This window comes from Halomonas sp. TP35 (genome assembly GCF_052375975.1).
Lineage (GTDB): Bacteria > Pseudomonadota > Gammaproteobacteria > Pseudomonadales > Halomonadaceae > Vreelandella > Vreelandella citrativorans.
Genome location: NZ_JBQSUZ010000049.1, coordinates 1 through 343, shown reverse-complemented (window position 1 = coordinate 343; position 343 = coordinate 1). Strand labels below are relative to the sequence as shown.

The following is a 343-nucleotide window of genomic DNA, read 5'->3' as shown; positions in this document are numbered from 1 at the left end:
TGACCAGCCTGCGCACGACGCCGAACCTGAACACCTGGCGCCCGTGTGACGCCGTGGAAACCGCCGCCGCCTGGGATGCGGCCATCAAGCGTCACTCTGGCCCCACGGCGCTGATCCTGTCGCGTCAGAACCTGCCGCACCAGGCGCGCACCAAAGCCCAACTGGCTTCCATTCAGCGTGGTGGTTACGTGCTAAAAGACAGCGACGGTACGCCCGAGCTGATCCTGATTGCCACCGGTTCGGAAGTGGGGCTGGCCATGGATGCTGCCGCCGAGCTTGAAGCACAGGGCAAAGCAGTACGCGTGGTCTCCATGCCGTCGACCTACCGCTTCAACGGTCAGGA

1 protein-coding gene is annotated in these 343 nt (G+C 64.4%); it reads left to right on the top strand.

Annotation, left to right across the window (positions count from 1 at the left end; translation table 11 throughout):
• Positions 1-343: transketolase-like TK C-terminal-containing protein (locus ACT3RU_RS18000; protein WP_483392988.1), on the top strand; the 343-nt coding region annotated here is incomplete at both ends.